The sequence below is a fragment of the Actinosynnema sp. NPDC023794 genome, assembly GCF_040639675.1.
Lineage (GTDB): Bacteria > Actinomycetota > Actinomycetes > Mycobacteriales > Pseudonocardiaceae > Actinosynnema > Actinosynnema luteola.
This window is the reverse complement of sequence record NZ_JBFAFR010000003.1, coordinates 480,088-502,540: the sequence shown is the minus strand read 5'-3', so window position 1 is coordinate 502,540 and position 22,453 is coordinate 480,088. Positions and strand designations below refer to the sequence as shown.

23 protein-coding genes, 1 tRNA gene and 1 pseudogene are annotated in these 22,453 nt (G+C 70.2%); 11 read left to right on the top strand and 14 right to left on the bottom strand.

The window, feature by feature from the left end:
- The 4 genes from AB0H12_RS10975 to AB0H12_RS10960 all read right to left on the bottom strand — a co-directional run.
- Positions 1–3,428, bottom strand: a 3,428-nt coding sequence (locus tag AB0H12_RS10975; RefSeq protein ID WP_499622466.1) for a tetratricopeptide repeat protein, incomplete at its 3' end; no start/stop codon positions are given.
- Positions 3,429–3,469: 41 nt separating this feature from the next.
- On the bottom strand, positions 3,470–3,943 hold the full coding sequence (locus AB0H12_RS10970; RefSeq protein WP_499622464.1) for a hypothetical protein: 474 nt from the start codon (positions 3,941–3,943) through the stop codon (positions 3,470–3,472).
- Positions 3,944–4,092: 149 nt separating this feature from the next.
- Positions 4,093–4,166 (bottom strand) — tRNA-Pro (locus AB0H12_RS10965).
- Between the two features lie 24 nt (positions 4,167–4,190).
- A complete protein-coding gene (locus tag AB0H12_RS10960; protein ID WP_499622463.1) occupies positions 4,191–5,150 on the bottom strand; it encodes a metallophosphoesterase in 960 nt (319 codons plus the stop codon).
- Between the two features lie 64 nt (positions 5,151–5,214).
- Between AB0H12_RS10960 and AB0H12_RS10955 the strand changes: the two genes are divergently transcribed.
- Positions 5,215–5,682 carry a GatB/YqeY domain-containing protein gene (locus AB0H12_RS10955; protein ID WP_499622462.1) on the top strand — a complete coding sequence of 156 codons (468 nt, stop codon included), beginning with the start codon at positions 5,215–5,217 and terminating at the stop codon, positions 5,680–5,682.
- 543 nt (positions 5,683–6,225) lie between these two features.
- Here the strand turns inward: AB0H12_RS10955 and AB0H12_RS10950 are convergent.
- Positions 6,226–8,697 (bottom strand): penicillin-binding protein, encoded by a 2,472-nt coding sequence (locus AB0H12_RS10950; RefSeq protein ID WP_499622461.1) that lies wholly within the window; start codon positions 8,695–8,697, stop codon positions 6,226–6,228.
- Positions 8,698–8,953: 256 nt separating this feature from the next.
- Between AB0H12_RS10950 and AB0H12_RS10945 the strand changes: the two genes are divergently transcribed.
- Positions 8,954–9,250: a WhiB family transcriptional regulator gene (locus AB0H12_RS10945; RefSeq protein WP_123744590.1), complete on the top strand. Its 297-nt coding sequence runs from the start codon at positions 8,954–8,956 to the stop codon at positions 9,248–9,250.
- A 13-nt stretch (positions 9,251–9,263) separates the two neighbouring features.
- On the opposite strand, the gene bagB is transcribed toward AB0H12_RS10945, so the two are convergent.
- From bagB to AB0H12_RS10930, 3 genes are read right to left on the bottom strand one after another with little or no spacing between them, the layout of a single operon-like run.
- On the bottom strand, positions 9,264–10,379 hold the full coding sequence (gene bagB / locus AB0H12_RS10940; RefSeq protein ID WP_230570035.1) for an ATPase BagB: 1,116 nt from the start codon (positions 10,377–10,379) through the stop codon (positions 9,264–9,266).
- Positions 10,376–11,368: an ATPase BagA gene (gene bagA / locus AB0H12_RS10935; protein ID WP_499622459.1), complete on the bottom strand. Its 993-nt coding sequence runs from the start codon at positions 11,366–11,368 to the stop codon at positions 10,376–10,378. The genes bagB and bagA overlap by 4 nt, the downstream gene beginning before the upstream one ends.
- Positions 11,369–11,423: 55 nt before the next feature.
- Positions 11,424–11,675 carry a hypothetical protein gene (locus tag AB0H12_RS10930; RefSeq protein ID WP_499622458.1) on the bottom strand — a complete coding sequence of 84 codons (252 nt, stop codon included), beginning with the start codon at positions 11,673–11,675 and terminating at the stop codon, positions 11,424–11,426.
- An 81-nt stretch (positions 11,676–11,756) separates the two neighbouring features.
- On the opposite strand from AB0H12_RS10930, the pseudogene AB0H12_RS10925 reads away from it, so the two are divergent.
- From AB0H12_RS10925 to AB0H12_RS10900, 6 genes and pseudogenes are all read left to right on the top strand, one after another.
- Positions 11,757–12,032: pseudogene (locus AB0H12_RS10925) on the top strand (Scr1 family TA system antitoxin-like transcriptional regulator); the annotation flags it as partial.
- 7 nt (positions 12,033–12,039) lie between these two features.
- The gene (locus tag AB0H12_RS10920; RefSeq protein WP_499622456.1) at positions 12,040–12,222 is read left to right on the top strand and encodes a DUF397 domain-containing protein; all 183 of its coding nucleotides are present in this window, start codon (positions 12,040–12,042) and stop codon (positions 12,220–12,222) included.
- A 69-nt stretch (positions 12,223–12,291) separates the two neighbouring features.
- Entirely contained in the window at positions 12,292–12,447 is a 156-nt protein-coding gene (sp36, locus tag AB0H12_RS10915) for a Sp36 family protein (protein ID WP_106616451.1), read from the top strand.
- Entirely contained in the window at positions 12,444–12,902 is a 459-nt protein-coding gene (locus AB0H12_RS10910; RefSeq protein WP_499622455.1) for a RidA family protein, read from the top strand. The genes sp36 and AB0H12_RS10910 overlap by 4 nt, the downstream gene beginning before the upstream one ends.
- Before the next feature lies 1 nt (position 12,903).
- On the top strand, positions 12,904–13,506 hold the full coding sequence (locus AB0H12_RS10905) for a hypothetical protein (protein WP_499622453.1): 603 nt from the start codon (positions 12,904–12,906) through the stop codon (positions 13,504–13,506).
- 92 nt (positions 13,507–13,598) lie between these two features.
- Entirely contained in the window at positions 13,599–14,807 is a 1,209-nt protein-coding gene (locus AB0H12_RS10900; RefSeq protein ID WP_499622451.1) for a hypothetical protein, read from the top strand.
- Positions 14,808–14,863: 56 nt separating this feature from the next.
- Here the strand turns inward: AB0H12_RS10900 and AB0H12_RS10895 are convergent, their stop codons facing one another.
- On the bottom strand, positions 14,864–15,763 hold the full coding sequence (locus AB0H12_RS10895) for a Gfo/Idh/MocA family protein (protein WP_499622450.1): 900 nt from the start codon (positions 15,761–15,763) through the stop codon (positions 14,864–14,866).
- An 8-nt stretch (positions 15,764–15,771) separates the two neighbouring features.
- Positions 15,772–16,128 carry a hypothetical protein gene (locus AB0H12_RS10890; RefSeq protein WP_499622449.1) on the bottom strand — a complete coding sequence of 119 codons (357 nt, stop codon included), beginning with the start codon at positions 16,126–16,128 and terminating at the stop codon, positions 15,772–15,774.
- 28 nt (positions 16,129–16,156) lie between these two features.
- Between AB0H12_RS10890 and AB0H12_RS10885 the strand changes: the two genes are divergently transcribed.
- Both AB0H12_RS10885 and AB0H12_RS10880 read left to right on the top strand, forming a co-directional pair.
- On the top strand, positions 16,157–16,960 hold the full coding sequence (locus tag AB0H12_RS10885) for an NUDIX hydrolase (protein WP_499622447.1): 804 nt from the start codon (positions 16,157–16,159) through the stop codon (positions 16,958–16,960).
- Positions 16,957–17,730, top strand: coding sequence for an MBL fold metallo-hydrolase (locus AB0H12_RS10880; RefSeq protein ID WP_499622446.1), 774 nt, complete (start codon positions 16,957–16,959; stop codon positions 17,728–17,730). Before AB0H12_RS10885 ends, AB0H12_RS10880 begins: the two co-directional genes overlap by 4 nt.
- Here the strand turns inward: AB0H12_RS10880 and AB0H12_RS10875 are convergent.
- Positions 17,716–18,030 (bottom strand): YybH family protein, encoded by a 315-nt coding sequence (locus tag AB0H12_RS10875; protein ID WP_499622444.1) that lies wholly within the window; start codon positions 18,028–18,030, stop codon positions 17,716–17,718. The genes AB0H12_RS10880 and AB0H12_RS10875 overlap by 15 nt on opposite strands.
- 25 nt (positions 18,031–18,055) lie before the next feature.
- Between AB0H12_RS10875 and AB0H12_RS10870 the strand changes: the two genes are divergently transcribed.
- Complete coding sequence (locus AB0H12_RS10870) at positions 18,056–18,691, top strand: winged helix-turn-helix transcriptional regulator (RefSeq protein ID WP_499622443.1); 636 nt, start codon at positions 18,056–18,058, stop codon at positions 18,689–18,691.
- Positions 18,692–18,744: 53 nt separating this feature from the next.
- On the opposite strand, the gene dnaN is transcribed toward AB0H12_RS10870, so the two are convergent.
- The 3 genes from dnaN to AB0H12_RS10855 all read right to left on the bottom strand — a co-directional run bounded on the left by dnaN (position 18,745) and on the right by AB0H12_RS10855 (position 22,259).
- Positions 18,745–19,851, bottom strand: coding sequence for a DNA polymerase III subunit beta (gene dnaN / locus AB0H12_RS10865; RefSeq protein WP_499622441.1), 1,107 nt, complete (start codon positions 19,849–19,851; stop codon positions 18,745–18,747).
- Between the two features lie 48 nt (positions 19,852–19,899).
- Positions 19,900–21,135 carry an MFS transporter gene (locus tag AB0H12_RS10860; RefSeq protein WP_499622440.1) on the bottom strand — a complete coding sequence of 412 codons (1,236 nt, stop codon included), beginning with the start codon at positions 21,133–21,135 and terminating at the stop codon, positions 19,900–19,902.
- A 449-nt stretch (positions 21,136–21,584) separates the two neighbouring features.
- A complete protein-coding gene (locus tag AB0H12_RS10855; RefSeq protein WP_033441932.1) occupies positions 21,585–22,259 on the bottom strand; it encodes a Crp/Fnr family transcriptional regulator in 675 nt (224 codons plus the stop codon).
- Positions 22,260–22,453 lie beyond the last annotated feature (194 nt).

Here is a 22,453-nt window from a genome sequence, read left to right as displayed (position 1 = left end):
AGGATGCGTCGTTCGATGTCGAGGATGGCGCGTAGTTCGGCTTCGGCGGTGACGTGGTCGCCGCGGCTGCTGAACACGCTCGCCAAGCTGTGGCGGGTGGTCAGGGTGCTGGGGTGTTCGTCGCCGAGGATGCGTCGTTCGATGTCGAGGATGGCGCGTAGTTCGGCTTCGGCGGTGACGTGGTCGCCGCGGCTGCTGAACACGCTCGCCAAGCTGTGGCGGATGATCAGGATGCTGGGGTGCTCGTCACCGACCGTGCGCTGTTGCAGCTCGAGGATCATGCGGAATTCGGCTTCGGCGGTGAGGTGGTCGCCGCGGTCTTTGATGATCCCGGCCAGGCTGTGGCGGGTTGACAGGGTGCTGGGGTGTTCTTCGCCCAACATGCGGTTCTTGATGTCGAGGATGGCCCGTAGTTCGGCTTCGGCGGTGACGTGGTCGCCACGCCCGCTCACCACGCTCGCCAGGCTGTGACGGATGATCAAGGTTGCCGGGTGTTCGTCGCCGACGATGCGTCGTTCGATGTCGAGGATGGCGCGTAGTTCGGCTTCGGCGGTGACGTGGTCGCCGCGGTCTTTGATGATCCCGGCCAGGTTGTGGCGGGTGGTCAGGGTGCTGGGGTGTTCTTCGCCCAACATGCGGTTCTTGATGTCGAGGATGGCGCGTAGTTCGGCTTCGGCGGTGACGTGGTCGCCGCGGTCTTCGATCACCCCGGCCAGGTTGTGGCGGGTGGTCAGGGTGCTGGGGTGTTCTTCGCCGAGGATGCGTCGTTCGATGTCGAGGATCGCTCGCAGTTCGGCCTCGCCCGCCACTCGATCGCCGCGATCGATGAACATGCGGGCAAGGGAGTGGCGGGTGGTCAGGGTGCTGGGGTGTTCGTCGCCGAGCACACGTCGTTCGATGTCGAGGATCGCTTGGATCTCGGCTCGAGCCGCCCCGCGATCGCCGCGATCGTTGATCACCTCGGCCAGGTTGTGGCGGGTGACGAGGGTGCTGGGGTGTTCGTCGCCGAGGATGCGTCGTTTGATGTCGAGGATCGCTCGCAGTTCGTCCTCGGCCGTCATGTGGTCGCCGCGGTCTTTGATCACCCCGGCCAGGTTGTGGCGGGTGACGAGGGTGCTGGGGTGTTCGTCGCCGAGCAAGCGCTGTTGCAGATCGAGGATCATGCGCAGTTCGGTCTCGGCGGTGACGTGGTCGCCGCGCTCTTTCACCACGTTGGCCAAGGCGTGGCGGGTGGTCAGCGTGCTCGGGTGCTTGTCGCCGAACATGTGGTGCTCGATGGCGAGGATCGCGCGCAGTTCGGTCTCGGCGGTGACGTGGTCGCCGCGGTCGTTGATCACTTGGGCGAGGCTGTTGTGGGTGGTCAGGGTCGCAGGATGTTCGTCGCCGAGCACGCGCCGTCGCAGGCCGAGGATCGCGCGGAACTCGGTTTCGGCGGTGACGTGGTCGCCGCGACTGCCGACCACTTCCGCCAGGCTCTGACGAGTGGTCAGCGTGGTGGGGTGCTCCTCGCCGAGGGTCCGGCGTTCGATGGCGAGAATCGCCTGGAACTCGGCTTCGGCCGCAACGTGGTGGCCGCGGTCCCTGACCACGTCCGCGAGGTTGTGTCGGGTGGCCAGGGTGTCCGGGTGCTCGTCGCCGAGGATGCGTCGCCGTAGACCGAGGACCTCCTCGAACTCCGCCTGAGCCGCGACGTGGCGGCCGCGGTCGTTGATCATCGTGGCCAGGTCGTGACGAGTGGTCAGGGTGTCGGGGTGTTCGTCGCCGAGAGTGCGTCGCCGCAGGCCGAGGACTGCTTCGAACTCCGCCTCGGCTGCCGGGTAGTCGCCACTGCCACCGATCGAGACGGCGATCCCGTGCCGCGCCGCCAGAGTCCGAGCGTGCTCCGGGCCGAGGAGTTCGTGGCAGACCCGGTGCATGAAGTCGTACTCGGCCCTTGCCTGGGCGTGCAGCCCACGAACGTGCAGGTAGCGGGCGGCGAGGTCGACGACGTGTGCCACCCGGTCGATCAGCGAGGTGTCACCGATCGCCTTGGCCGAGACCGACCGCAAAAGGTGGAACGCGTGCGGCGCCAGCAATTGCCAGACCGGCCACTTGCGGTTGTCCTCGGCGGACGAACCGGATTCCCCGGTCACTGCCCCGAAAAGCAGTTGCGCAGCCAGTGACAGGTATTCGTCGTCATCGTGGGCCGGGTCGCGGTACCGGTAACTGGCATCTCTCATCAGGGGGTGGACGTACAGCAGGGGAACATCGTCTTCGGCAGACGAGGTAGTGGAAGTCAGGTCGATCAGATCGAGGTTCGACGCGTTCTGCAGCAACGACCTGATCTGCACGTGGGTGAGGTCGGCGAAGATCGGCGAGCCGGTGAGCGTTTCCCTTTTCAACATCAGCCGATAAGGAATCGGAGCGGCCGCGAACTGCGCCAGTAAACGCATGAACGGACCCGCCGACGGCAACTTCCGGCTTTCGAGCAACTGGATCGTCAACTGCCAGATGCGGTCGATCAGCAGCCGGGACGCCCGTTCCTCCGACTGATCGCCATCACGGTCGTCACGAGGCTCCAAAACGTCGACGCGACCCTCGTCGAGCGCGGCCCGATAAGCCTGGAAGGTCGTGACCGCCGTCGACTCGGGCCAGGGGTCATCCACCGACGCGGCGAGGTACGACCCGGCCAACGACAACGCCAACGGCAGCCCGCCGAGCCGTTCGGCAAGAGCCTGAGCCTCGGCCGAACCGCCACCGCGACTGCGCGTGTGGTCGAACAGCACCTGTGCGCCGTCGGCCGGATCGAGCATGCCGACGGCGTGCGGCACGATCCAATTGCCCCACTGGCCGGGATCAGCACCACGCCTGCTTGTCAGGAGGACGAACCCCGGGCTGTTCAAGAATGGCCTGACCCATCCACGCCCGTTCCTGAGCGTGTCGGATCCGCTGTCCGGGGACACGTCCAGCGTGTCGAGGTCGTCGGCGTTGTCCACCACCAACAACCACGGCTTGCGCAGCGCGTTCAACCAACGCCAGACGACGTCCGCACTGGCCTCGGGCTGCAGCTCGTCGGCGTCGGCGCCCGCCAGTCGTGCGACAGCGTGCAGTCCCGCTACCAGGCTCGCGCTGTCGACCGCCGACACCCACCAGACGTCAGCGCCCGTCGCCGACACCCGCCGCGCGACCTCTGCGGCGATGGACGTCTTGCCACTGCCACCAAGACCGTGCAGCAGGTGGACACGCCCACCGCCGTCGCGATCGTCGAACAGTCGGATCAACGCGTCGACGATCACCTCACGGCCACGCAGACGTCCCGTGACGTCCATGACCGCCAAAGGCGCGGTCACGGACTCGGAGAGCGCGGCCATTTCCGCGGAAACGACCGGGCTGCCCGAGCCGCCGTTTCCGATCAGCTCACCGGCCGCGACACCACCGGACGTGGCCACGACTGCGTTCCGGGCATAAACATGCGTGACCCCGGGAGCGGCTAGCCCTGACCCGCGCCCGGCTGCGGAGGGTTTGGCGACGTCGACACGTTCCCGTGGATCACGCCGGCGGACACACCACCGGTGCGCGAGACATTCGACATGTCCCGCCCCACGACCAGGCTGTGGTCGCCGGTCCTCGCCGACACCGCCACCCCGGCCGCGGCCAACTCGTCGAGCACCTCGCGCAACGCGTCGGCGGAATCCGGGTGCTCCTCGAGCGTGTCCCGCAATCGCGTCGTCCACTCGGCGGCGCGGACCTCACGGGCCCGTTCCAACTCCACCCCGGACAACGGCTCCAACTCCGCACGCGTGCTCTCGAGGCGCCCCTCGATCACAGCGACGCGGCCCTCGTCGCCCCGGCCGAGCATCCGGGCGAAACCGGACTTCGCCTTCTGCCACGCGTCCGTGGTCGCCGCCTCCACCAACGCTGTGCCACCCGCCGCGGCTAACGCGATCAATGCCTCTGCCAGCACAGAACCCTCCAGCGCGCTCGAACCGCCGTCAGCAGGCGGAAAGTGGACTACACCGCTATTCGGCCCGATGACGCCCGTCGTTACGGAGAGCCACATCGAAGACGACTCAGGGCCTGTCCGAAGACTTCTCGGACAGGCCCTGAGCTGCGTCGGGGTGACAGGATTTGAACCTGCGACCTCTTCGTCCCGAACGAAGCGCGCTACCAAACTGCGCCACACCCCGGCTTGCGATCGAACGAGGAGAACTCTACCTGACGTTCCCACCCACTCCGAACCGGGTATCCCTTTTCGCGTCGGACACGTCCTGACCTGCGTCGACAGGACGCGGCACCAAGGTCAACAGGCTCGCCTCCGGCGGGCACGCGAAGCGCACCGGGGCGTACGGCGACGTGCCCAGGCCGGCCGACACGTTCAGCCACATGCGCGCGCCCCACCGCGAGACGCCGCGCGCACGCGAGCGGTCCAGTTCGCAGTTCGTCACGATCGCGCCGTAGCCCGGGATGCGCAGCTGGCCGCCGTGCGTGTGGCCCGCCAGCACCAAGTCGTAGCCCTCGGCCGCGAACGGGTCCAGCACGCGCGGCTCGGGGGAGTGCGTCACGCCCAGCCGCAGCGGCACGTCCGGCAGCGGGCCGCTGATCTCGTCGAACCGGTCGCGCTTGAGGTGCGGGTCGTCCAGGCCCGCGGCGAAGACCTCCAGGCCGTTCACCTCGAACCGGCGGCGCGCGTGGGTCAGGTCCAGCCAGCCGCGCTCGATCATCGCCGCGCGCAGGTCCTTCCACGGCAGCGGGATGCCGTGCACGCGCCGCGTCTTCGCCGACGGCAGCAGGTAGCGGGCCGGGTTCTTCGGGCGCGGCGCGTAGTAGTCGTTGCTGCCGAACACGAACACACCGGGGCGGTTCAGCAGCGGACCCAGCGCGCGCACCACGGCGGGCACGGCCTGCTTGTGCGCCAGGTTGTCCCCGGTGTTCACGACGAGGTCCGGCTCCAACTCGTCCAACGCCGCGACCCACCGCTGCTTGGACTTCTGGCCCGGCATCATGTGGAGGTCGGAGATGTGCAGCACGCGCAGCGGCGACGAGCCCGGCGCGAGCACCGGCACCGTCGCCTCGCGCAACGTCCACCGCCTGCGCTCGATGCCCGCGGCGTAGGCGAGCGTGGCGGTGCCCAGGGCGGTCGTGGCAAGCAGCGTTCGGACGAGCGTGTTCACGTAGTCGAGGGTAGGGGGTTGACCGATTCGGGGTGAGACGGGCTTCCCGGTACCGTTCCGGCTCATGGCGGAGTTGAAGGCGCGGTTGCAGGCGGACCTGACGGCGGCGATCAAGGGCCGGGAGACGGTGCGGGCGGGCGCGCTGCGGATGACGTTGGCCGCCCTGACCACCGAAGAGGTCTCCGGCAAGAGCGCGCGCGAGCTGAGCGACGACGAGGTGCTCAAGGTCATCACCCGTGAGGTGAAGAAGCGCAAGGAGGCGGCGGAGGCGTTCGCCGGCGCCGGGCGGACCGAGCAGGCCGAGTTGGAGCAGGCGGAGTCCAAGGTGCTGGAGGCCTACCTGCCGGCGCAGCTCGACGACACCGAGTTGGCGACCTTGGTCGACGCCGCGATCGCCCAGGTGGCCGAGCAGCTGGGGGAACAGCCCGGCCAGCGGCAGATGGGCCAGGTCATGAAGATCGTCAACGCCCAGGTGGCGGGTCGCGCGGACGGCGGCCGAGTCGCCGCTGCGGTCAAGGCCAAGCTGGCCTGAGGCGCCGCTGACCGCGGTATCTTTGGAAGCGTCCGCGGACGACTCGCCTGTGCCCGTGCGGTAGGCCGAGAGGTCTGCGGTCGAGCGGTCGGCGCGTGCCCCTGTGGCCGGGACGGTCAGGGTGTACACGATCGGGTGATCATCGCCCGAGAATGTACGGGAACGCTGTTACCGCACCTCGGTTGAAAACCAGCGGAACCGCCGAAACCACCCCCGACCGCCCACCGCCACCGCCGCCACGGCGACCGCCCCGCCGCTACGGCCACAGCCCACGTCACCGGGCCGACGAGCCGACGAGCACTGCCGGCGGAAGAGACGAGCACTGCCGGCGGAAGCCGCGTCACGCTCGCCGGTGCCCGAACCACCACGCCGGACCCCGGAGCGAATGGGGCGTCCGCGTGTTCGGACCCCGTGCCCGCGCCACTGCCTCGCGGCCCGGCCGCAGCCAAGGCCCGGGTCCCCGATGGGCGCTGGAGCCCGCGGGCGACGGCGGGGTTGGTGCGGCGGTGTGGTTGGTGCGCCGCACCAGGCCGGTGGGGGCGGTCAGCGGCGGGGTGGGTCGGTGGGGATGGTGATCTGTGGCGGGCCCGTGGGGCGGCCCGGATCGCCTGGGCGGCCCGGTTCGCCTTGGCCCGGGTCGGGGGATTCGCTGGTCGGCGCCGGGTCGCTCGCCTGCGGTGGGGGGACGTAGCCCGTGGAGACCAGCAGGGTGATCACGGTGCCCTTCAGGGCGCTGCCGCGTGGCGTTTGGCTGACCACCTGGCCCTTGGGCTGCTCGGAGTTGCGGTTCTGCGCGGAGACCTTGTAGCCGGCCTGTTCGAGGATCCTGGTGGCGTCGTTGACGTTCCGGCCGACGACGTCGGGCACGCGGATCTCGCTGCCGCCCTTCAGGTAGCGCTCCTCGACGGCCGGCATGCCGCGCACCGGCAGTCCTTCGTGGACCTTCGTCATCATGTCGAACCACGTCCGCGCGGGAACGGTGCCGCCGTAGATGTCACCCTTGCCGCACAAGCGCGGCGGGCCGCCGTTGACGCAGATCCCGCGCGGCTCCACGCCGTCGTTGAACGTCTGCACCGCACCGGCGAAGTCCGGGGTCGCGCCGATGAACGCGGCCGACTTGTAGTCCTCCGTCGTCCCCGTCTTGCCCAGCATCGGCCGGGTCCACTTGAACTGCCGCGCCGCGGCGGCGGCGGTTCCGCTGCCCTGGTCGTCCTTCGACATGCCGAGGGCCAGACCGTTCGCCAACGGCTCGGCCACGACCTGCTCGCACGGCGCCTCGTTGATCGCCACCGGCTGGCCGGAGCGGTCCACGATCTGGGCGATCGGGGACGGCGGGCACCACACGCCGCCGCTCATGATCGTCGCCGCGACGTTCGCCAGCTCCAACGTGCTCACCGGGGCCGGGCTCAAGGTGAACGAAGCGTTGCCGCCGTTGGACTTGTAGAACTCGGTCTGCGAGATCCGCAGCTCCTTGCTCTTCGCCTTCGGGTCCGGCCGCACGCCCGCGATGTTCGTCGCCATCGTCTCGCGCATCCCCAACCGCGACGCCATGTCCACCACCGGGTCCATGCCCAGCTGCTCTTCCAGGATCACGAACCCGGTGTTCGGCGAGGTCTGCAACGCCGTCTGCAACGACATCTGCGGCGGGTACGTCGACGACGCGTTGCCGAGGCAGTACCACCGCGTGGCCGGCTCGGGGGCCGGCGGGCACTTGTCCCCACCACCCTTGAACACCCGCGACACGTACGAGTTCGGCGTGGCCATCGTGCTCTCGATGCCCATGCCCTTCTCCAACGCCGCCGCGGCCGTGAACACCTTGTAGACCGACCCGGCCCCGAACTTGTTCTCCACCCCGGACGGCAGGTCGAACTGCGTCTGGAACTGGTCGGCCTTCAACCCGTAGTCGCGGTTCGCCACCAGCGCCACGACCTCGTGCCGCTCCTTGCCCGGCCGCACGACCGCCATCGTGTTCGCGATCCCGTCGGTCGACTTCGCGACCTGACCCTCCGCCGCGCGCTTCGCGTGATCGGTGATCGTGCGGTCCAAAGTGGTCCGGATCGTGTAGCCGCCGGTCTTCAGCTGCTCCTGGCTGAAACCGTTGCGCTCCAAGTAGTTCAGCGCGTAAGAGCAGAAGAACCCGTGCTCCGGCCCGGCCCCGACGCACCCGCTCGGCGGCGTCCGCACCGGCGTCGCCAGACCGAGCGGCTCGGCCTTCGCGGCCTCGGCGGCGTCACGCGACAGCTTGTCGTTCTCGACCATCTTGTCGATCACCTGGTTGCGCCGCTCCAACGCCTTCTCCGGGAACACCTCCGGGTTCAGCGCGGACGGGCTGTTGACCATGCCCGCGAGCATCGCCGCCTGCGGCACGGTCAACTTGTCCGCCGTGGTGTTGAAGTACGCCTGCGACGCCGCCGCGATGCCGTAGATCGTCGAGCCGAACGGCACCACGTTCAGGTACCGGGCGAGGATCTCCTCCTTGCTCAGCTGGCTCTCCAGCTGCAACGAGATCCGCCACTCGCGGGCCTTGCGCGCGACCGTCTGCTCCTGCGCCTTCTGCTGCTCCACCTGGTTGTTGCGCGCGACGACGTGCACGAGGTAGTTCTTCACGTACTGCTGCGTGAGCGTCGACGCGCCCTGCGTGACCGAGCCGCTGAACTGATTCGTCAGCCCGGCCCGGATCGTGCCCCGCCAGTCCACGCCCTGGTGCTCGTAGAACCGGCGGTCCTCGACCGAGACCAGCGCGGCCTTCATCGTCGGCGAGATCATGTCGGGCTCGACGAGCACGCGGTACTGGTCGTACAGGTAGGCGATCGGCGCGCCGTCCTTGTCGGTGATCGTGGAGATCAACGGCGGGTCGGTGGTGACCAGGTCGGCGGAGATGCTGTCGACCGTGTCGCTGGCTCTGTTCGACACCATCCCCAGCGAGCCGACGACAGGGAACAACATGCCTGCCAGCAGCACTCCCGCCAGCAGACACAGTCCGAGCAGTTTCAGCACGCCGTTCCTGGCTCGCATGCAGGTCAGCGTACGCGGCACCTGAAGAGGTGATCGGATTCGCGCACAGTTGATTACACAGGATGAGTACTCGTACTCAAGACAGGTAACAGGTGCGCAACCCAGGGTTGGAGGTGGAACCGGAAGGCTCTACAGTCCGTCACTGTCCAAGACAGCAGCCAACGGCATGACCACTCGATGGTGAGCCTACGGCATCCGCGGCAGGGGTGTGGCGGATTTAGAACGTCTGGGCACTGTGTGAACTGAGGTGGGGGATATGCAGCAGGTGCAGGGGGATTGGCGTATCAAGGCCTCGTGCCGTGACGAAGAGCCGGACCAGCTCTTCGTGCGCGGCGCCGAGCAGCGCAAGGCGAAGGTGGTGTGCCTGGGATGCCCGGTGCGCACCGAGTGCCTCGCCGAGGCCCTGGACAACCGGATCGAATTCGGTGTGTGGGGCGGCATGACGGAGCGTGAACGGCGGGCGTTGCTGCGGCGACGCCCGGACGTCACCTCATGGCACGAGCTCCTCGACACCGCACGTCAGGAGCACCACGAGGAGTCCGCGGTCGGCTGACCGGCCGGACTCCCTACTCGCCCGCCAACCGCCGACCGATCTCGTGCAGGCCGTCCAGGTCGTGCACGTCGGTAGGCAGCGCGGGTACCCCGATCAGCGGAACACCGGGGTGCGCACGGGTGAACCGCGCGAGCAGTCGCTTCTCCCGATCGGCGACGGCCACGCGATCCGCGTGCACCCGCAACACCGCGGCAGCCAGCGGAGCGTCCCCAGTGCGCTCGAGCCGGTCCGCCGCCGCCAACGCGCCTGGTGCCGGCAAGGGGGCCAGCACCGGGTGCGTCCGGTTCGCGACCAGGCCGGTCAACGGCATCCGTTCCGCGCTCAACCGCTCCACGAAGTAGCTGGCCTCGCGCAACGCGTCCGGTTCGGCCGCCGCGACCACCAGAAATCCGGTTCCGGGTGATCGCAGCAGCTCGTAGGTGGCCTGGGCGCGTTGCCGGAAGCCACCGAACATGCTGTCGAACGCCTGTACGAACGTCGAAGCGTCCTGCAGGAGTTGGCCGCCGACGATCGTGGACACGGCTTTGGTGAACAGACCGAAGCCCGCGCCCACGATCTTGCGGATGCCGCGCCCGCCCGCCCGGGCGGGCGCCGACAGCATCCGGATCAGCTTGCCGTCCAGCACCGTCGACAACCGCTGCGGCGCGTCCAGGAAGTCGAGCGCCGACCGGCTCGGCGGCGTGTCCACGACGACCAGGTCCCACTCGTCGCGCTCGACCAGCTGGCCCAGCTTCTCCATCGCCATGTACTCCTGCGTGCCGGAGAACGACGTGGAGATCGTCTGGTAGAACGGGTTCGCCAGGATCTGCTCCGCCCGCTCACGACCGGCGTGCTGCCACACCATGTCGTCGAACGTGCGACGCATGTCCAGCATCATCGCGTGCAGCTCGCCCTTGACACCCTCCACCTCGACGCGCCGCGGCTGGTTGTCCAGCTCGCCGAGGCCGAGCGACTGCGCCAGCCTGCGCGCCGGGTCGATGGTCAGCACGACGGCACGCCTGCCGCGTTCGGCGGCGCGCACGGCCAACGCCGCCGCCGTGGTCGTCTTGCCGACGCCACCGGACCCGCAGCACACCAGCACCCGGGTCGCCGGGTCGTCCAGCAACGCGTCCACGTCGAGCCGGTTCACCGCACACCCCGCCCGACCAGCACCTCGGCCAGCTCATAGAGCGCGGCCACGTCCACCCCGTCGGTCACCTCCGGCAGTTCCAGCGTCGGCAGGTCCGCCTCAGCCAGCTTCTCCTTCGCCCGTTCCTCCATGCGGACGCGCAACGCGTGCTCCACGGTCTGCTCGACCAGCCCGTCCAGCACGTCGCCGTCCACGTCGAGACCGGCCGCCTCCAGCCCGGTGCGCACCCGGCCGACGTCGACCCGCCCCTCGGACGCCGACGCGACCGACCGCGCGGGCAGCCGCGGCGAGCTGACCCGGTTCACGAACACCGCGCCCGGCCGCAGGTCCGCGGCGTCCAGCTCGGCCACCGCGTCCAACGTCTCCCGCACCGGCATCTCCTCGAGCAGCGCGACCAGGTGCACCGCCGTGTCACCGGAGTGCAGCAGGTTGACCACGCCGTCGCTCTGGCCCTTGATCGGCCCCACCTTGGCGAGGTCGGCCATGGCCCTGGTGACGTCCAGGAACCGGACCACCCGACCGGTCGGCGGCGCGTCGAGCACGACGGCGTCGTACTCGTGCCGCCCCGTCTTGCCCGCGCGGCGCACGCACTCCTTGACCTTGCCGGTGAGCAGCACGTCCCGCAGACCGGGGGCGAGCGTGGTGGCGAACTCGATCGCGCCCATCTTCTTCAACGTCCGGCCGGCGAAGCCGAGGTTGTAGAACATGTCGAGGTACTCGAGCAACGCCGCCTCGGGGTCCACCGCGAGCGCACGCACCTCGCCGCCACCGGGCGCGGACGCGATCCGCTCCTCGGAGTACGGCAGCGGCGGGCGGTCGAACAGCTGCGCGATGCCCTGCCGGTTCTCCACCTCCACCAGCAGCACGCGCCGTCCACCGGTGGCCAGCGCCAGCGCGAGCGCGGCGGCGACCGTGGTCTTGCCGGTCCCGCCCTTGCCCGTCACCACGTGCAGTCGCGCACGGGCGAGTTCGTCGGTCCAGCCGTTCACCAGATCAGCCTATGCGCGCCGCCCTGAGGACCGCTGGCCACGCCGCCTGCCACGGTCAGTCCCACATGGTGACGAACACCACCGCGATAGCGGTCGCCGCGACCACGCCCCACGCGAGGACCGACGGCAGCACGTACGCGATCAGCACCGCCACGACGGCGACGATCACCGCCCCGACCAGCAACGCCCGCATCACGTCGGACCGCTTGGCGCCCTTGCGATCGCGCGCCTGCGCCATCCCGACCAGGATCATCACCAGCCCGCCCAGCAGGAACGCGCTGGTGGCGACGATCCGCCACGTTTCCACGTGATCAACGCTAGCGCCGCGTGATGGTCCAGTCACGTCACGCTTCGGGGCTCCGACACCACCTCCGCCCCCTCCACCCACACCAGGCGCGCCCGCGCCGTCCTGTCGATCGCCGGCCTGCCGAACGTGACCATCCAAGTCCTGCCGTACAGCCGTGGGGCGTACGAGGCGCAGGCCGGCGGGCTGCACCTGCTGGACTTCGCCGAGTCGGACGAGCCCACCACGGCCTACGTGGAGGCACTGACCGGCCTCGCGGCGGTGGAAGATGAAGATGCCGAGGTGCTGTCGGCTGTGTGGGACGACGCGGCACGCCTCGCGCTCACGGCCGAGGACTCCGTGGGCCTCATCAAGGACTAGGAGATTCGTGACCGACCGAAGATGGCGGAAGAGCAGCCGGAGCGCCTCCGCTGCGCAGTGCGTCGAGTTGGCGATCGGTGAGCAGGTCGCCGGGGTGCGGGACACCAAGAACCGGGACGGCGGGACGTTGGAGTTCGGCGTGCGGGCCTTCTCCGCGTTCCTGGCCGAAGTGAAGCGGTCTCGGGTCTGAGCACGGCGTGACACGAATGGGGGTACTCGGACGGGTGCCCCCATTCGACACCCCGCTAGGCTGCCGCTCATGCAGAAGTGGGAGTACGCGACGGTCCCGCTGTTGATCCACGCCACCAAGGCGATCCTGGACCAGTGGGGTGACGACGGCTGGGAGCTGGTCACCGTGCTGCCGAACCCGAGCGGTGAGCAGCACGTCGCCTACCTGAAGCGGCCCAAGGCATGAGCTGGACGGCACGTCTGGCCGAGCTGGGTGTCGAACTGCCCGAGGTCGCGGCTCCGGTCGCGTCCTACGTGCCCGCCGCGCGCACCGGGCAGCTGGTCTTCACGTCCGGGCAGCTGCCGTTCGTCAAGGGCTCGCTCGCGGCCACCGGCAAGGTCGGCGGCGACATCAGCCCCGAAGAGGCCAAGGCGCACGCCCGCACCTGCGCGCTGAACGCGCTGGCCGCCGTCGACTCGCTGGTCGGCCTGGACAAGGTCGTGCGCGTCGTCAAACTGGTCGGGTTCGTCGCCTCCGCCGACGGCTTCACCGGCCAGCCCGCCGTGATCAACGGGGCCTCCGACCTGCTCGGCGAGGTGTTCGGCGAAGCCGGGCGGCACGCGCGGGCCGCGGTCGGCGTCGCCGAGTTGCCGTTGGGCGCGCCGGTCGAGGTGGAACTGATCGTCGAGATCGGGGAGTGAGATGTCGGACACGTGCCACGAGCTGTTGCTGAGGCTGGCCGGACGGCTGCCGGACGACCTCCTCTGGAGGTTCCGGGACTGGGCCGCCACGGACGCCGTCGCGGTGCTCGCGAGAGCCCTCCCGCGCACGTTGCTGCACGACAGGATCGGTCTGACGGACTACGAGCAGCGCCTGCTGGCGGACGCCCTCGTGCCGCACGGGGCCGACCGGTCCACGATCAGTTCTGTCAAAGGGCTGGACGAACTGCCCGAATCCGGCTACACCTTCTCCCCGGAATCACCCGATCGGGTGTTGATGGGTGATTCCGCGACCGTGGTGCTCGGAGCGACCTTGCGGGGACGCCTCGGGGTCGGCGAAGTCCGGTCCTCGTGGCGGCTGGGCGAGGGCGGCCCCAGGAGGGTGATCCTGGTCACCGCCTCGACCGGCGAAGCCCGGCTGACCGGTGAGCTCCAGCGAGTGCTGCGGGCGCTCGGCGAGCACGACCCGTGTGTTGAGGTCCTGCCCGCCGGACTGGACCTGCCGCCCTACCACAGGGCGGCGTTGGCGGCATCGGAGCTGGTGTGCGCCGGCGCTGACGCCGACGGGCACTTGGTGCCCGTATAGAGCTCGGCGCTCCCGCGCGGGCCGGAAGGAGAACAGGCGTGACGAACGACGGAGTGGGACTCCCCGTCCGTTTACACGACCTCCTGTTGGCGTTGGCCGGACGTGTCGACGACGACGCGTTGACACAGGCTCGGGAGCTGCTGGCGGTCGCTGAGCTGGACAGAGCCGTGGAGCTCGTCGTCGGCTGCCTGCTGGCCGGCCGCATCCCGGTGTCGCCGGAGGAACGCCACGAGATCGGCTGGCTGCTGGGCGAGGTCCGGTCGGACCGGTCGCTGGCGGACAAGCTGTTCGCGGTGGAGCGCGTGCCGGTGGTCAAGCACCGGTTCAGCGTGGAGTCCGACCCGGCCGAGGGCCTGGGCGACGTGCTGGGCAAGACCGTGTCGGTGCTGCCGGACGTGCGCGGTGTGCGTGCCACGTGGCGGTCCACCCCGGCCGGCGCGACGCCCGGACCGCTGCCGCAGAGGCTCGTCCTGGTGGACATCGGCCCGGCGGGTTTCGCGCCCGCCACCGCCTACCGGGTGGACACCGTGCTGCGCAAGGCGGGCATCCGGGCAGCGGTCGAGGTGCTGTCCGTGGGCACGCAACTCGGCGAGTACCACGCGGCGGCCGTCACCACGGCGCGCGAGGTGTTCTTCCCGTCGGGGTCGACGAACCCGCAACCACCACCGGACTCGGCCGCCTGGTTCGACGGTGAACCGCGGGGCCAGGCACCGGTGGTCGAGCCGGAACCGGTGCCTGTCGAACCCCAGAACGGCTCCAAGTCACGTCGGGCGCGCGTCGAGTCCTATGAGGGCGTGCAGCCGTTCCCGCCCAAGCCGGTGAAGCGGTTGCCGGTGCGCGAGCCGGTCGAGGACGTCCACGTCGAGGAAGCGCGCGTCGAGGACGTCCACGTCGATGACGTTCGGGTCGTCGACGAGGTTCACGTGGTCGACGTTCACCCGGACGAGGTGCTGGACGTGCGCGTCGAGGAGACGCCCGTCGAGCCGCCGCCCGTCGTCGACGAACGGCCGCCGGCGCCGATGTTCGCGTTCCCGGACGACCACCCGCTGTCGCGGGCCGAGGTCACCACGGAACTCGGGCCGGACGACCTGGCCGCGTTGCAGGCCGCGTTGGCGGAGGGGCAGGCGCCCGCCGCCGTGCAGCTGCCGCCGACCGTGGACGCCAAGCTCAGCGACCGGGAACGGGCGTTGCTGCAGCAGCTGCACGAGGAGCTGGCGCAGCGGGAGCAGCAGTCGTGGCCGGGTGGTCCCGAGTTCGTCAACGGGACGCCCAAGCCGACGAACGGCAAGTACCCCGGCTAGAGGTTCGCTAGCTCGGCCCTGTCGTCCCTGGTGAGGGGCGGCAGGGCCGAGCTGCTTCACGCCTCCGCTTTCCTCCGCGCCAGGTCGATGATCCGTTGCAGGTGCAGGCCGCGGCGGACGTCCAGCGGGTGCTCGGTGGTGCCGCTGTCGATCATGGCCACGAAGTCGTCCAACAGGTTCGTGAAGGCCTGTTGCGCGGTCGTGCCGCGGTCGGCCAGCACGCGGTGGCCGTGCTCGCCGTAGACGATCACCTCGGCGATGCCCGGGTCGAGCGGCAACGTCATCGTCATCGTCGCCACGCTGGTCGCGCCGCCCTCGTGCTGGAACACGATCTGCCACAGGCCGTGCTCCGAGCGGTTGGCCGCGATGACGTCGGTGATCGTGCCCAGGGTGGCGTCGAGCAGGTCGAACGCGTGCGGGCCGATGTCGTCCAGCGGGCCGCGTTCGTGCCGCCACGGCGAGTGCGAGAACGGGCCGCCGAGGAGCGCTCCGGTCAGCCAGCGCGCGCTGCCGCCCACCCAGCCGCCCTGTTGCTCGAGTTGGGCCAGTTGTTCGCGGGTTTCCGGGGCGTAGCGCTTGGTGAGGACGACCAGGGACGCGACGCCGTTGGCCTTGACGGCGTCGGCGAGGCGTTCGGCGTCCGCGAGGGTGGCCGCGATCGGCTTCTCGAGGATGAGGTGTTTGCCCTGCTCGGCGGCCTTGACGGCGATCTCGGCCTGGACGCTCGGCGGGACGGCGAACGCGACCGCGTCCACGTCGGCGATGAGCTCGTCGGGGGTCCTGGCGACGGCCGCGTCGTGAGCCAGGGCCAGTTCGGTGGCTGCCTCTTCACGGCGGGCCCAGATCGCGGTCAGGCGGGTGCCGGGGTGGTCGGCGATGCCCGGCGCGTGCACCATGGTCGCCCACGGGCCGGCACCGACGAGTCCTACGCGCAGCTGTTCGTCCACTTGACCCATCCTGCCTTTCATCGGCCGCCGACGTAACTCGATTCCGGGACGAAGATCCGGCCGCCGTGGTCGAACCGCAGCTCCACGCCCTCGGGGCGGCGTTCGACCTCGGGCGTGGTGTCCCAGCCGCTCGGGATCTCGACGACGTGGCCGTAGTCAGGTGTCCGGCCGAGCCAGACCTCGTGGTGCGTGCCGCCGATCAGGCTGGAGCGCTCCTTGACGTAGACGTTCGGCGAACCCTCGTCCGTGCTGGTCGTGGTGCTGCCGGGGAGGAAGAGGATCACGGCGGCCGTCGCCGTCAGGGCAGTGCCCAGGATCGCGCCCGTGACGAACAGCAGGACGTTGAGGAGGCAGCCTTTGCGCGTGGTGTCCACATGCGGATGATCCTCGTAGGCTCGGGTCGTGCGCGAACTCCCCGATGAACTCGTGTTGCCTGCCTCCGTGGTGCCCCCGGACTTCAGCGGGCCTCCGGTGCAGCCGCGTGACGCGGCGACCGTGGTGCTGGTGCGTGATGGCGCGGCGGGGTTGGAGGCGTTCCTGCTGCGGCGGGTGGCCGGGATGGCGTTCGCGGGTGGGATGACGGTGTTCCCCGGTGGCGGGGTCGACCGGCGTGACGCGGACACGTCCGTGGCGTGGAGCGGGCCGCCGCCGTCGTGGTGGGCCTCGCGGTTCGGGTGTTCCGTCGAGTTGGCCACGGCGTTGGTGTGCGCGGCGGTGCGGGAGACGTTCGAGGAGTCCGGGGTGCTGCTGGCCGGGCCTTCGTCGTCGTCGGTGGTGGCTGACACGGCTGCTTATGCCGCGGCGCGTGCGGCGTTGGTGGGGCGGGAGTTGTCGTTGGCGCAGTTCCTGGCATCGGAGGGGTTGGTGCTGCGGGCGGACCTGCTGCGGCCGTGGGCGAACTGGTTGACGCCGGTGGAGGAGCCTCGGCGGTATGACACGTATTTCTTCGTGGCGGTGCTGCCCGAGGGGCAGAGTGCCGATGGGGTGACCACGGAGGCTTCGGACGCGGCTTGGCAGCGGCCCGCGGATGCGCTGTCGGACTGGAAGGGCGGGCGGCGGGCGTTGATGCCGCCGACTTGGGTGACGTTGTCGGAGTTGGACGAGTTGGGGTCGGTGGCGGCGGTGGTGGACGCGCCCCGGACGGTGTCGAAGGTGATTCCGAAGCTGGTGCGGGAGGGGTCGGTGTTCCGGGTGGTCGTGCCGTGAGCGGGTTGGCTTATGGGGTGTTGCGGCCGGTCACGCCCACGGCGGCGGTGCTGCTGGCGGAGAACCCCGGTGTGATGACGTTGGAGGGGACGAACACCTGGGTGCTGCGCGCGCTCGGGTCGGCGTCGTGCGTGGTGGTCGATCCCGGGCCCGCGGACGACGTGCATCTGGGGCGGATCGCGTTGGAAGCGCCGGTGGAGGTGGTGCTGCTGACGCACGGTCACCCTGACCATTCGGACGGGGCACGTTCGTTCGGGCGGCTGGTGGATGCGCCGGTGCGGTCCGTGGATCCGGCGTTCCGGTTGGGCGGGGAGGGGTTGGCGGAGGGGGACGTGATCTCGGCGGCCGGGTTGTCGATCCGGGTGTTGCCGACGCCGGGGCACACGGCTGATTCGGTGTGCTTCCTGTTGGACGACGCGGTGTTGACCGGGGACACGGTGCTGGGTCGGGGGACGACCGTGGTCGCCCATCCGGATGGGCGCCTCGGTGACTACCTGGAGTCGTTGCGGCTGTTGACCACGCTTCCGGTGGGCACGATCGGGTTGCCGGGGCACGGGCCGGAGCTGCCGGACGTGGTGGCTGCCGCTGGTGGGTACCTGGTGCACCGGGAGCAGCGGTTGGCGCAGGTTCGGGCGGCGGTGGAGGCGTTGGGCGGCGCTCCGACGGCGCGTGAGGTGGTGGAGGTGGTGTACGCGGATGTCGATCGTTCGCTGTGGCCGGCGGCGGAGTGGTCGGTGCGGGCGCAGTTGGAGTACCTACGCGATGCCTGACGGGTTGTCGATCGCGTAGCGCCAGGCTCCGTCGGGGCCGCGGCGTGCGACGTCGGTGGCGGTGCCGGTGATGTCGGTCGCGGTGCCGGTGACGTCGCCGATGCGCCAGTCGACGATGAGCAGGGCCAGGTCGTTCCTCGTGATCACCTTTCGGGTGACGACGGTCATTTTTTGGGTGAGAGCGAGGTGTCCGGCGAGTTCGGCGGGCTGTGCACCGGCCTCGTAGAGCCCGCTGGGGTCGCCGGCGTTGAAGGCCTGCGCGAACAGCGGGGGCAACTCTTCAGGGGTACGGGCGATCATTCGGGTGACGCTAGGAGGACGGCGCGTGACCAACCAAACGGTGAGTGCCGGGCCGCGCTCCGAGGCCACCGCAACCATCGCGGACCCATCCGCCGCCATCCCCGCCGCTGACGCCATCACCGACCGCGCGGCCATCGCCGAGGCCGCTGCCCCGACCAGTGCCTGGGCGGGCGACCCGCACGGCCAGGTCGATCACCCGGTGCCCGACTGCCCGGTGGAGGTGACGTTGCGGGCGTTGCGCGGTCGGTGGACGACGTTGGTGGTGCGGGAGCTGTTCGCGGGCGAGCGGACGTTCGGCGACCTGGCCGCCGCGCTGCCTGCGTTGTCGGACAAGGTGCTCAGCGACCGGCTCGGGCAGCTCGTCGCGTGCGGCGTCGTGGTGCGGGTGCGGGAGCCGGGGATGGCCCAGCCGGGTGCGGTACTCGCTCACGTCGCGTGGGCACGCGCTGCGTGGGGTCCTGGACGCCATGTGGGTCTGGGGCGCTGCCGCGACGTAGGTGGCTCAGGCCCGCGTGGTCAGGCAGGGCGGTCGTGTGGCGCTGGCGGCGTGTGGCGGTGGCGCTGGCGGCGGTGGGGTGGCTCCCGGGTGGTGTGGTGGGTGGGGGTAGTGGGTCGGGGGGTGGTCGAGGCGTTCCGCTGGTTTTCAACCGAGGTGCGGTAACGGTGTTTCCGTACACTTCTCGGCGATGATCACTCGATCGTGTTCGGCGGGGCCTAGGAGACGGTTCGGAGGGGGACGACCAGGTAGGTCAGTTCCACTCCGTCCGGCCCTGCTTGGCTCGTCAGAACGGTGGAGCGCAGGCCGTCTTGGATTCGCAGTTCGACTCGGCGGCCGCTGAAGGCGCGCAGGGCATCCGCCAGGTACTTGGCCTGGAAGGTCTTGGTCACGCGGTTGCCGTCGATGGTGGCTTTGATCGACTCCTCGGACTCGCCGCTCTGCGGATCGCTGCCGCGCACGCGCAGCTCACCGTCGTCCACCTGGATGGTGACCGAACCATGCGGCCCGGCGTACGGGACGGCACGTCGCACCGCGCCGGCCAGCACGTCGGCCTCCACCACCACCGTGCTGTCGATGACCGCCTCCAACAGCTTCCGCACTCGATCGTCGGGGAACGGGGCCGCCAGCAGCGCCGTGCTCACGCTCCCGCCCGCCCACGACAAGGCGATCCGGTCCGCGTCGGCGTGCACCGCCACCTCCGCCCCGCGGTCCGGCTGCCTGGACGCCTCGGCCAGCACCACCGCCGGCGCCAGCACGTCCAGCTCACCCGTCGGCGCCCAAGGTAGCGAAGCGAACGCCATGCGGTAGCGGTCCGTCGCGATCAGCTCCAGCCGCCCGCTCGGCGCGCTGTGCATCCGCACGCCGGTGAACATCGGGAGGGCGTCGTCCTTCGACGCGGCCGACGACACCGGGGTCAGGGCGGCGGTCAGGGTGACGGCGGGGATGACGCCCACGGCGGGCGGCAGTGGGGGGATGCCCGGGTGGGACGCGAGGTCCAGCAGCGGCAGGGCGAAGCGGGCCGTCGAGGTGCGCACGGCCAGTCGTGATCCCTCGACCACCAGTCTGACCTGAGGGTCTTCCAAGCCGCGGAGGGTCTCGGCCAGAGGGCGGGCCGGGACGACCACGGCGCCATCGGTGTGCACGGTCGCCGCTCGGGTCAGGCGGACGGCGTGTTCGCGGTCGCTGCCCGCCAGCTCGACGCCGCCGCCGGACGCGCGCAGCACCAAGCCGGCCAGCACCGGGTCGTAGACCCTGGTCGGCAGGAGGCGGGCGACGTCGGCAGCGGCGGCGGCGAGGTCGGCGGTGGTGGCGGTCAGGTCCATGCCGGTGAAGCTAGACCCGACCACCGACAATTCCGGGGCCCGACGAGGTCAGCGCGAGACCAGGGCCAGTTCGTCCTGGCGCAGCGGCACGCCGGCCGCCACCGTGCCGCGGAAGATCCACACCAGCGCCGCGATCACCAAGCCGGCGCCTGCCGCCGCGACGAACGCCACGCCGGTGCCGTAGACCTCGACCAGCTGACCGCTCGCCGACTGGCCGATCGCCAACCCGACCGTCACCGCCGTCACCACCCAGCCGAACGCCTCGGTGGCCGTCCCGGCGGGCGCGACCTGCTCGATCGCGGCCGAGTGGGTGGTGGCCTGCGGCGTGATCAGCGTGCCGACCACGAACAGCGCCGCACCCAGGCCGATCAACGTCGTCGGCACGGCGAGCAGCAGCGACAGCACCGCGAACCCGCCGAGCAGCACGGGCAGCCGCAGGTGCATCGCCCGCGGGAACGGCTTCATCGAGTACAGGATGCCGAACAGCACGGAGCTCACCGACCACAGGCTGAGCAGCAACCCGCCCATGCCGACGTGACCGGCCTGCGCCGCGGCGGCGGGCACGGCCACCTCGATGAACCCGATCGTCACGCCGAAGCCCAAGGCCGCCAACGCGACCGTGCGCATGCCGGGCGACGCCAGCGCGCCGAGCAGGTTCCGGCTCATGGGCGCCGGACGGACACCGCGCACGGTCGGGTTCAACGCGAACCACAGCGCGCCGACCGCCATCGACGCCGCGCCGATCACCACGCCGGTCCCCGCCCACGGCGCCGTGACCAGCAACCCGGCCAGACCGGGACCGAGGATGAAGAAGACCTCCATGCTGATCGCCTCGTAGGCGTACCCGGCGAGCCGCGTGGGCCCGGCGGGCAGCACGTGCGACCACAGGGCGCGGGACGCGGAACCGACCATCGGCTCGGTGATCCCGACCAGGAACGCCACCGGCACCAGCACGGCCAACGTGGCGCCGGCCTCGACCGCGCCGATCGCCAACGTGACGAACACCGCGAACAACGACACCGCGGCGAGCAACGGGCGGGTCGGCCCGTGCCGGTCCATCAACCTGCCCTGCACGATCGACCCGACCGCGACACCCACCAGCGACGACGCCGACACCAGACCGGCCGCGGCGAACGAGCCGGTCTCGCGCTGCACGTAGAGCAGCAGCGACAGACCGACCATCGCGATCGGCAGGCGGGCGAGCAGGGACGCGACCACGGGGCCGCGCATGCCGGGGGTGGTGAGGGCGGCTCGGTAGTCGGAGAGGCGGGCAGAGTGGGACATGCGTACCAGTATGCCCGACACTGGTACGCCCGTACCAGTCATTGCGCGGTGTGATCCATCACCTGGTCGCCGCGGGTGTGCCGGATGGTCTTGAACCGTCCATCGGCTGGGAGTGGGTTGCAGTTCGATTACAACAATGGGATGACCGGGTGAAACCACCCGGAGAAACCGCTGAACAGAGGGTCCTTGAGGGTGAACGGGCTTGAGTTGCGGGGGAGGTGGCGTGCGATCGTGGAAGCAGTCACCAGCACATCACACCCAGCCGCTGCCGCGCCGTTTCATGTGCGGTAGCAGCGGGTAACCAAGCCTCCTTCCGGCGCCACGAGGGTCGGGGCCTGCGGGTGCCGGAGGTGTGGAAGGCGCGGTCTGTCGGGGGATGGGCCGCGCGGCAACAAGACCGGTGCGCCGCGTCGGGGGCGGCGCCCGGTCTTGTTGTTCCTCCGGTGCTGTCAGCGGGCGCGGCGGGCCAGGCGCTCCGGGTCCAGGATCAGCACGCTCTTGCCTTCCAGCCGCAGCCAACCGCGGTGGGCGAAGTCGGCCAGGGCCTTGTTCACCGTCTCGCGCGAGGCGCCCACGAACTGCGCGATCTCCTCCTGCGTCAGGTCGTGGGTGACCCGCAGCAGTCCGGCCTCCTGGCTGCCGAAGCGCTGCGCGAGCTGCAGCAACGCCTTGGCCACCCGGCCGGGCACGTCGGTGAAGATCAGGTCGGCCAGCATGGAGTTCGTCCGGCGCAGCCTGCGGGCCAGGGCCCTCAGCAACTGCTCGGCGATCTCCGGCCGGTTGGTGATCCACTGCCGCAGCGCGGGGCGGTCCATGCTGACCGCGCGCACTTCGGTCACCGTGGTCGCGGTGGACGTGCGCGGACCGGGGTCGAAGATCGACAGCTCGCCGAACATGTCGGACGGTCCGAAGATCCCCAAGAGGTTCTCCCGGCCGTCCGGCGACTTGCGGCCGATCTTCACCTTGCCGGACTGGATGATGTAGAGCCGGTCGCCCGGCTCGCCTTCCGCGAAGATCACGTGGCCACGCGGGAATTCAACAGACTCCAGCGTCTGCGCCAGCGCCTCCGCTGCGGCCTGTTCAACCCCCTGGAAAATGCCCGCGCGGGCCAGGGTCTCGTCCACCTCGTCCCTCCTGTCGAGACGCGGCGGCATGGTTGAGCGCGTTCCGCCTTCTGGCGGATCAGCGCCTGCCGCCGATCACTGAGTGCAGTCTAAGGGCTGTGGTCGGGATCGCCTTTCGGCGCGCCGCCCATCGCAGCCCGGACAGCCCGATAAGGCCCGCGGGGGTTGACCCCGTGGGCCTCGCCGGTCCTTCC